8 protein-coding genes and 1 tRNA gene are annotated in these 5,726 nt (G+C 51.3%); 2 read left to right on the top strand and 7 right to left on the bottom strand.

Going from position 1 to position 5,726, the window contains the following annotated elements; translation table 11 throughout:
• The 5 genes from ABGY95_RS09880 to ABGY95_RS09860 form a co-directional block, all read right to left on the bottom strand.
• Positions 1–1,271, bottom strand: a 1,271-nt coding sequence (locus ABGY95_RS09880; RefSeq protein ID WP_347441514.1) for a protein adenylyltransferase SelO, incomplete at its 3' end; no start/stop codon positions are given.
• A gap of 111 nt (positions 1,272–1,382) precedes the next feature.
• Positions 1,383–1,470: transfer RNA gene (locus ABGY95_RS09875), tRNA-Leu, on the bottom strand.
• A gap of 136 nt (positions 1,471–1,606) precedes the next feature.
• Positions 1,607–2,116 (bottom strand): peptidylprolyl isomerase, encoded by a 510-nt coding sequence (locus tag ABGY95_RS09870; protein WP_347441513.1) that lies wholly within the window; start codon positions 2,114–2,116, stop codon positions 1,607–1,609.
• 76 nt (positions 2,117–2,192) lie between these two features.
• A complete protein-coding gene (locus ABGY95_RS09865; RefSeq protein ID WP_347441512.1) occupies positions 2,193–2,420 on the bottom strand; it encodes a hypothetical protein in 228 nt (75 codons plus the stop codon).
• Between the two features lie 24 nt (positions 2,421–2,444).
• The gene (locus ABGY95_RS09860) at positions 2,445–2,621 is read right to left on the bottom strand and encodes a hypothetical protein (RefSeq protein ID WP_347441511.1); all 177 of its coding nucleotides are present in this window, start codon (positions 2,619–2,621) and stop codon (positions 2,445–2,447) included.
• 117 nt (positions 2,622–2,738) lie between these two features.
• Between ABGY95_RS09860 and ABGY95_RS09855 the strand changes: the two genes are divergently transcribed.
• Both ABGY95_RS09855 and ABGY95_RS09850 read left to right on the top strand, forming a co-directional pair.
• Entirely contained in the window at positions 2,739–4,151 is a 1,413-nt protein-coding gene (locus tag ABGY95_RS09855; protein ID WP_347441515.1) for an NAD(P)/FAD-dependent oxidoreductase, read from the top strand.
• Positions 4,152–4,356: 205 nt separating this feature from the next.
• Positions 4,357–4,500 (top strand): hypothetical protein, encoded by a 144-nt coding sequence (locus ABGY95_RS09850; protein ID WP_347441510.1) that lies wholly within the window; start codon positions 4,357–4,359, stop codon positions 4,498–4,500.
• A gap of 3 nt (positions 4,501–4,503) precedes the next feature.
• Here the strand turns inward: ABGY95_RS09850 and lpxA are convergent, their stop codons facing one another.
• Positions 4,504–5,277, bottom strand: a complete 774-nt coding sequence (gene lpxA / locus ABGY95_RS09845; protein ID WP_347441509.1) for an acyl-ACP--UDP-N-acetylglucosamine O-acyltransferase — start codon at positions 5,275–5,277, stop codon at positions 4,504–4,506.
• A gap of 135 nt (positions 5,278–5,412) precedes the next feature.
• Positions 5,413–5,726: aminotransferase class V-fold PLP-dependent enzyme (locus ABGY95_RS09840; RefSeq protein WP_347441508.1), on the bottom strand; the 314-nt coding region annotated here is incomplete at its 5' end.

Below are 5,726 nucleotides of genomic sequence, written 5' to 3'. Positions count from 1 at the left end.
AGTATTGGATTGACCGTGCGCATTTTTTCAAGTTTCATGGCTGAAGTTGTCTCAGTTTCCCAACCTGTGAACCAATCGGAGGCTTCAGCTTGGTTGGTGAATAGAGAGAGCCAATCGCCTTTAGTCGCCCCATTGGCAACTTGGGTTAATTTCCTGAAAAAAAGAGTGAAGTCGATTTGCTGGTTGGCGAGGAGGGAAAGACCATCCTGCACCAGAGAATCGGCTGCGGTATCCGGTAAGCCAAATTTTGCTCTAAAGTGACGCATGTAGAGTGTGGCGAAATATTCTTGGAAACTCTCCAGAGCTGTCTGAGCGATAGTGGTGGCTTGCTCGGTTTCATCGGCTAGTAAAGGGAGTAGAGTTTCAGCAAAGCGGGTCAAATTCCACAGTGCTATGTTGGGCTGATTCCCCCAGCTGTAGCGGGCGTTTGCATCGATCGAGCTGAACACACACTGAGGGTGAAAGTCGTCCATGAAGGCGCAAGGGCCGTAGTCGATGGTTTCCCCTGAGATGGCGGTATTATCTGTGTTCATCACTCCGTGGATAAACCCAAATGACATCCAGTGGGCGATGAGGTCAGCCTGTGCGGTGATGACCTGGTTGAGAAACTCTATGTACGGAGTCTCAGATTCGAGAGCGCTCGGGTAGTGGCGTTGGATCGTGTGGTCGGCAAGAGCGCGTAGCTCGGAAATATCTTTTCGGGCAGCAATGTATTGGAAAGTGCCCACACGAATATGACTAGAGGCGACTCGAGTGAACACGGCGCCAGGTAGTGGTCCCTCTTGGCGCACGACAGTTTCTCCGGTGGAGACGGCGGCTAAGGCGCGTGTCGTGGGGACGCCAAGCGCGGCCATTGCTTCGCTTAAAATGTATTCTCGTATGACTGGGCCCAGTGCAGCCTTTCCGTCACCACCACGGGAGTAGGGAGTGCGGCCAGAGCCTTTGAGTTGGATGTCGTATCGGCGAGAGTCAGTTCCGGTCACTTCACCTAGCAGGATAGCGCGACCATCACCAAGTTGCGGATTGTATCCACCAAATTGGTGGCCGGCGTAGGCTTGGGCTAGTGGTTCAGAGCCCTCAGCGGTCGCATTGCCTGAGAAGATAGCGAGGCCCTCTGGAGACTGGAGCCAGTAGGCATCGATCGAAAGTTTCGCTGCGAGATCAGAATTCACGCGTACCAGTTTCGGCGCAGGAACTTGGGCTGGAGACAGCTTCGAGTAAAAGGACTCAGGAAGCTGAGCGTAAGTATTGTCGAATTGAATTATAGGCATTGTGTGGAAAACTCTCGAAGTCTGAGCTGTTCCCTAGGCTTAAGCGAGAACGTATTTAGCCCCTGGTCGGAGCCACAAAAAAGCCTCACAGATGTGAGGCTTTTTTATAAATGGTGCTCGAGGGGGGAATCGAACCCCCACGGCCGCAATGGCCACTAGATCCTTAGTCTAGCGCGTCTACCAATTCCGCCACCCGAGCAGGTGTTGTTTGGTGTGGCTGGTTTCTAGGGAATATTTCCTGCTTGGCAAGAATTTTCTGCTAAAAAAACTTAGCCAAATCACAAAAAAGCCCTTCAGAGTATCTGAAGGGCTTTAAAAGTAAGTGATTTTAAATCTTAGCTAAGTGCTGCGTTCCAGTCCGCAATGCGGTCAGCGTGTGCTGCGAAGAGTGCTGCAGTGTCGCCGTGGATCTTGATGCTTTCGATCTTGTCGCCTTGACCGATGGAGTTGATCACGTCTTGACCCTTAGTTGTTTCACCGAAGACTGTGTGGTTGCCGTCGAGGTGTGGAGTCGCGTTGTGGGTGATGAAGAACTGGGAACCATTTGTGTTAGGTCCAGCATTCGCCATGGAGAGGATACCAGCCTTGTCGTGCTTGCGGATTGCTGGCTTGCACTCGCACTCGAACTTGTAGCCTGGACCACCCATTCCTGTGCCAGTTGGATCGCCTCCTTGGATCATGAAGTTGTCGATGACGCGGTGGAAGACGATGCCGTCGTAGAATCCACCTGAAGCAAGGTTAAGGAAGCTAGCGCATGTGACTGGTGCGTCAGCGGAGAAAAGTGTGATGTCGATGTCGCCCTTGTTAGTAGTGACTGTGATGTTGATGTCTGAAAGATCGCTCATAGTGGGGGGAATTTAGAGTGGGATGGGGAAAGGATAAAGAAAAAAGGGGGGGGATTTAAGATTTAAGAGTTTGGATTTACTGGCCTCGGATGTCTAGGATTGAGATGTGGCCGTCATGAGGAATCCAACTGATGGCGTAGCCGACAATGACGGAGACTTGTATCGGGCTGGCAGCGGAGAACTCTGACCACTGGAAGTCTCCTCCATGTTCGGGGGTGACTTGGATTTGGCGCAGGCGTTTGAGCAGCATGTCACGGCGTTGCCCAGTGGGTGGTAACTGGGCGGCAGCTTTGCTGTGTAACATGATTTTTGGAAGTCCTTGCATCATTTAAAGTTCGTCGAGGTCTCTCCAGGATTGTTCTAACTGGTCATTCATCCGGCTACGTAGAGTTTCAAAGTAGTTGCTATCATCTACTAGGTCTAGATGTGTGAGAAAGATCCCTAGCTCACTACGTTGCTCGGCAGGAAGCGAGCGGATAGCTTCTTTGATTTCTTCTAACTTCATGTTGCGAGAGTAGTGCTGAGCTAGGAATTTGGGCAAGTAGCATCTCGACGCTGGAGTTCAGAGGTGATAGACAAGGCGTAGGTGGATGATGTGAAAATAGAGGAAGGTTGCTGGACGATGTGTCTGGCGTGCCAAGGGCGAGGAAGAAAAAGTAGGAGGCTATCTAAGAAAGTGCGGCTCCACTACCAGAGAGAGCTCGATGCGTTTGAAAAATGCGATAACGAAGGCCCAGCTCCAGTACGACCGAAGGGCCATCTCGATGCGTGTTTGGCTTGCCAAGGATCCGGATTAGTTTTGGCGGATAGCTATCCGGTGGTAGATGCTGAAAACCAACCACATGTGGCGATTGTTGGCGGCGGAATTGGCGGGATTGCGCTTGCTGTAGCCTGTTTACATCGTGGCATTCCCTTTACTATTTATGAACGTGATGAAGGCTTCGCAGCCCGCTCTCAAGGGTATGGTCTGACCCTCCAGCAGGCGAGCAAGGCGATTCAGGGCTTGGGGGTTGTTGAGTTGAAAGGGGGATTGGTTTCTACACGACACGTGGTCCATACGACCGATGGTAAAGTCGTCGGCGAGTGGGGGATCAGAAAATGGGGGAGAGATGACACAAAGGTGAAGCCGAAACGCACCAATATCCACATCGCGCGGCAATCTCTGCGCGCAGCTCTGCTAGAGCAACTCGGTGGTGGTGATGCGGTGCAGTGGGGTCACCAATTGATAGATTTTAAGCAGGGGGACGATGGTGAAATCGATTTATGCTTCGAGGTGGCTGGAGAAATAAAGAGGGCCAAGGCTGGGCTGGTAGTGGGCGCGGATGGAATCCGTAGCACCGTACGCAAGCAGCTAATAGGTGAGGAAATTTCTCCCTTGCGGTACCTCGGCTGTATCGTGATTTTAGGGATTTGCCCTTTGAAAAACCTCGGGGGCTTTGAAAGTCCTCTGCTAGATTCGGCCACAGTATTCCAAACCGCCAATGGCAATGAGCGGATGTACATGATGCCCTATTCTACCGACTCGGTGATGTGGCAACTCAGCTACCCTATACCTGAGGATGAAGCGAAAGACCTGAGTGCCCGTGGAGCTCAAGCGCTCAAGGCTGAAGCGTGTCGCAGGTGTGATTGGCACGATCCAATCCCACAGATTTTAGCTGCCACAGAGGAGGCGCTGGTCTCTGGCTACCCTGCCTATGACCGAGATCTATTAGTTTCAGAGTTACTAGAGAAAGGTTCTCAAGTGACCTTGATTGGAGACGCCGCTCACCCGATGAGCCCGTTCAAAGGGCAGGGTGCGAATCAGGCGTTGTTAGATGCTTTGGCCTTGGCGCGTGGAATCTCCAAAAACTGTGGTCCCTACAGTCAGTGGCGAGATCTAGGCCTAAGGGCGGCTGTGTTGACTGAGTTTGAAAGTGAGATGTTAGAGCGTAGTGCGATAAAGGTGAAAGGCTCAGCAGAAGCTGCAGAATTCCTCCACTCCGAAGTCGCAATCCATGCAAGCGACGCCCCAAGAGGAAGGTGTAGGGGTAAGTGAGGAAGCTCATCTTCTCTCATTTGTCACATTACGGAAAAGGGTCTTTGGACGAACGATAAGGAGTGCATTACTTTTATGGATAAGCTTGAAGCAAGATTGCAGATTTATATGGTTGGAGCTGAATTTTACAAAGCTAGACCTCGAGTGGTAGTTTGCTTTGATTCTAATTATTTCAAATCAGCGAGCAAAGAAAATTTTGAAAGCTATGGGGGAGAAGGGTGTGTCACATCTGGTGATCTATCAAGACTTCAAAGGCAAGACTCCAGATCAGCTGGAGCGTAAAATGGAATATCCAGAGAACTTTGATATGGCAGTTGAATACAAACGCTTCGAGGAGGTCTTCAAGTAAAGCCTAGCGAATGACACCGCGTTCAGCTGAGTCGAGGAACTTGATGAGGTGTTGGACGTGCTTGTTGGTGGCGCTGTCGGCGATTTTTAGTTCGGCTAGGGAGACAGCGAGGTTGGTATTCTTCTTGAGGAAGATTCGCTTATAGGCGCGTCGCAGGTAGGCTATGTCCTGATCGGTGAAGCCACGGCGCTGGAGTCCGACTTGGTTGATCGAGCGGACAGCCGCGGGGGCACCATCGACGATGGTGAAGGGGGGCACGTCTTGCACGACTTTAGTACAACCGCCTATCAGCGAGTGTGCGCCGAGTCGGCAGAATTGATGGACGCCTGAGAGTCCCGAGATGATGACGTAGTCCTCGACTTCGACATGGCCTCCGATGGTGGCGTTGTTGGAAAAGATGCAATGGTTGCCAATGATGCAGTCGTGGGCGACGTGTGAGTAGGCTAGGAAGTTGTTGTCATCACCGATAGTGGTGGGGGTTTCTTCGACGGTGGATCGGTGAATCGTGGTGTTTTCTCGGAAGGTGTTGCGGTTGCCTATCTTGAGATGAGTGGGCTCGCCAACGTATTTAAGGTCCTGGGTCTGCTGGCCGATGGCTGAGAATGGGTAGAAGATGTTGTCTTCACCTATCACGGTGGTGCCGTCGATCACGACGTGTGACTTAAGTTCACAGCGGTCACCGATGGTGACATTCTCGCCAATCACGCAAAAAGGGCCAATGGTAACGTCGTTACCAATGGTGGCAGATTCTGAAATGATGGCTGACGGATGAAGCATGGGGCTAATTAGTTATTAGGAATTGGGAATTAGGAAGTCTGAAATGCAAGAAATAGGGAATATCTTTTAGGTTTCTAGAGTAATTCTTCCTACCTCTCTTTTAATTTTTAATTTTTAATTTTTAATTGCGAAGCGCTAGCGCAGCATCAGGGATGCTTTGTTGACGGCGCTGATGAGGGCCTCTACTTCTTGCTCGGTGTTGTAGATGGCGAAGGAGGCGCGGGTGGTTCCGGTGATACCGAAGCGCTGCATGAGAGGCTGGCAACAATGATGGCCGGTGCGGATGCCGACTCCCATTTGATCCATCAGCGTGCCGAGGTCAGAGTGGTGTACTCCTTCGATACCGAAGGACAGGACGGATGCTTTATTTGCGGCTGTGCCATAGAATTTGATGCCGTCGATTTCTGAAATGGCTTCAGTTGCGATCTTGAGGAGCTTGTCCTCGTGTG

The sequence above is a fragment of the Rubritalea sp. genome (assembly GCF_039830215.1).
Classification (GTDB): Bacteria; Verrucomicrobiota; Verrucomicrobiia; order Verrucomicrobiales; family Akkermansiaceae; genus Rubritalea.
This window is presented reverse-complemented; position numbering and strand designations above follow the sequence as displayed.

Bases quoted from the DNA above. Each gene is read 5' to 3' on its own strand.
- ABGY95_RS09870 (WP_347441513.1), bottom strand. From the start codon at position 2,116: ATGAGCGATCTTTCAGACATCAACATCACAGTCACTACTAACAAGGGC.
- ABGY95_RS09865 (WP_347441512.1), bottom strand. From the start codon at position 2,420: ATGTTACACAGCAAAGCTGCCGCCCAGTTACCACCCACTGGGCAACGC.
- ABGY95_RS09860 (WP_347441511.1), bottom strand. From the start codon at position 2,621: ATGAAGTTAGAAGAAATCAAAGAAGCTATCCGCTCGCTTCCTGCCGAG.
- ABGY95_RS09855 (WP_347441515.1), top strand. From the start codon at position 2,739: ATGTGTCTGGCGTGCCAAGGGCGAGGAAGAAAAAGTAGGAGGCTATCT.
- ABGY95_RS09850 (WP_347441510.1), top strand. From the start codon at position 4,357: ATGGGGGAGAAGGGTGTGTCACATCTGGTGATCTATCAAGACTTCAAA.
- lpxA (WP_347441509.1), bottom strand. From the start codon at position 5,277: ATGCTTCATCCGTCAGCCATCATTTCAGAATCTGCCACCATTGGTAAC.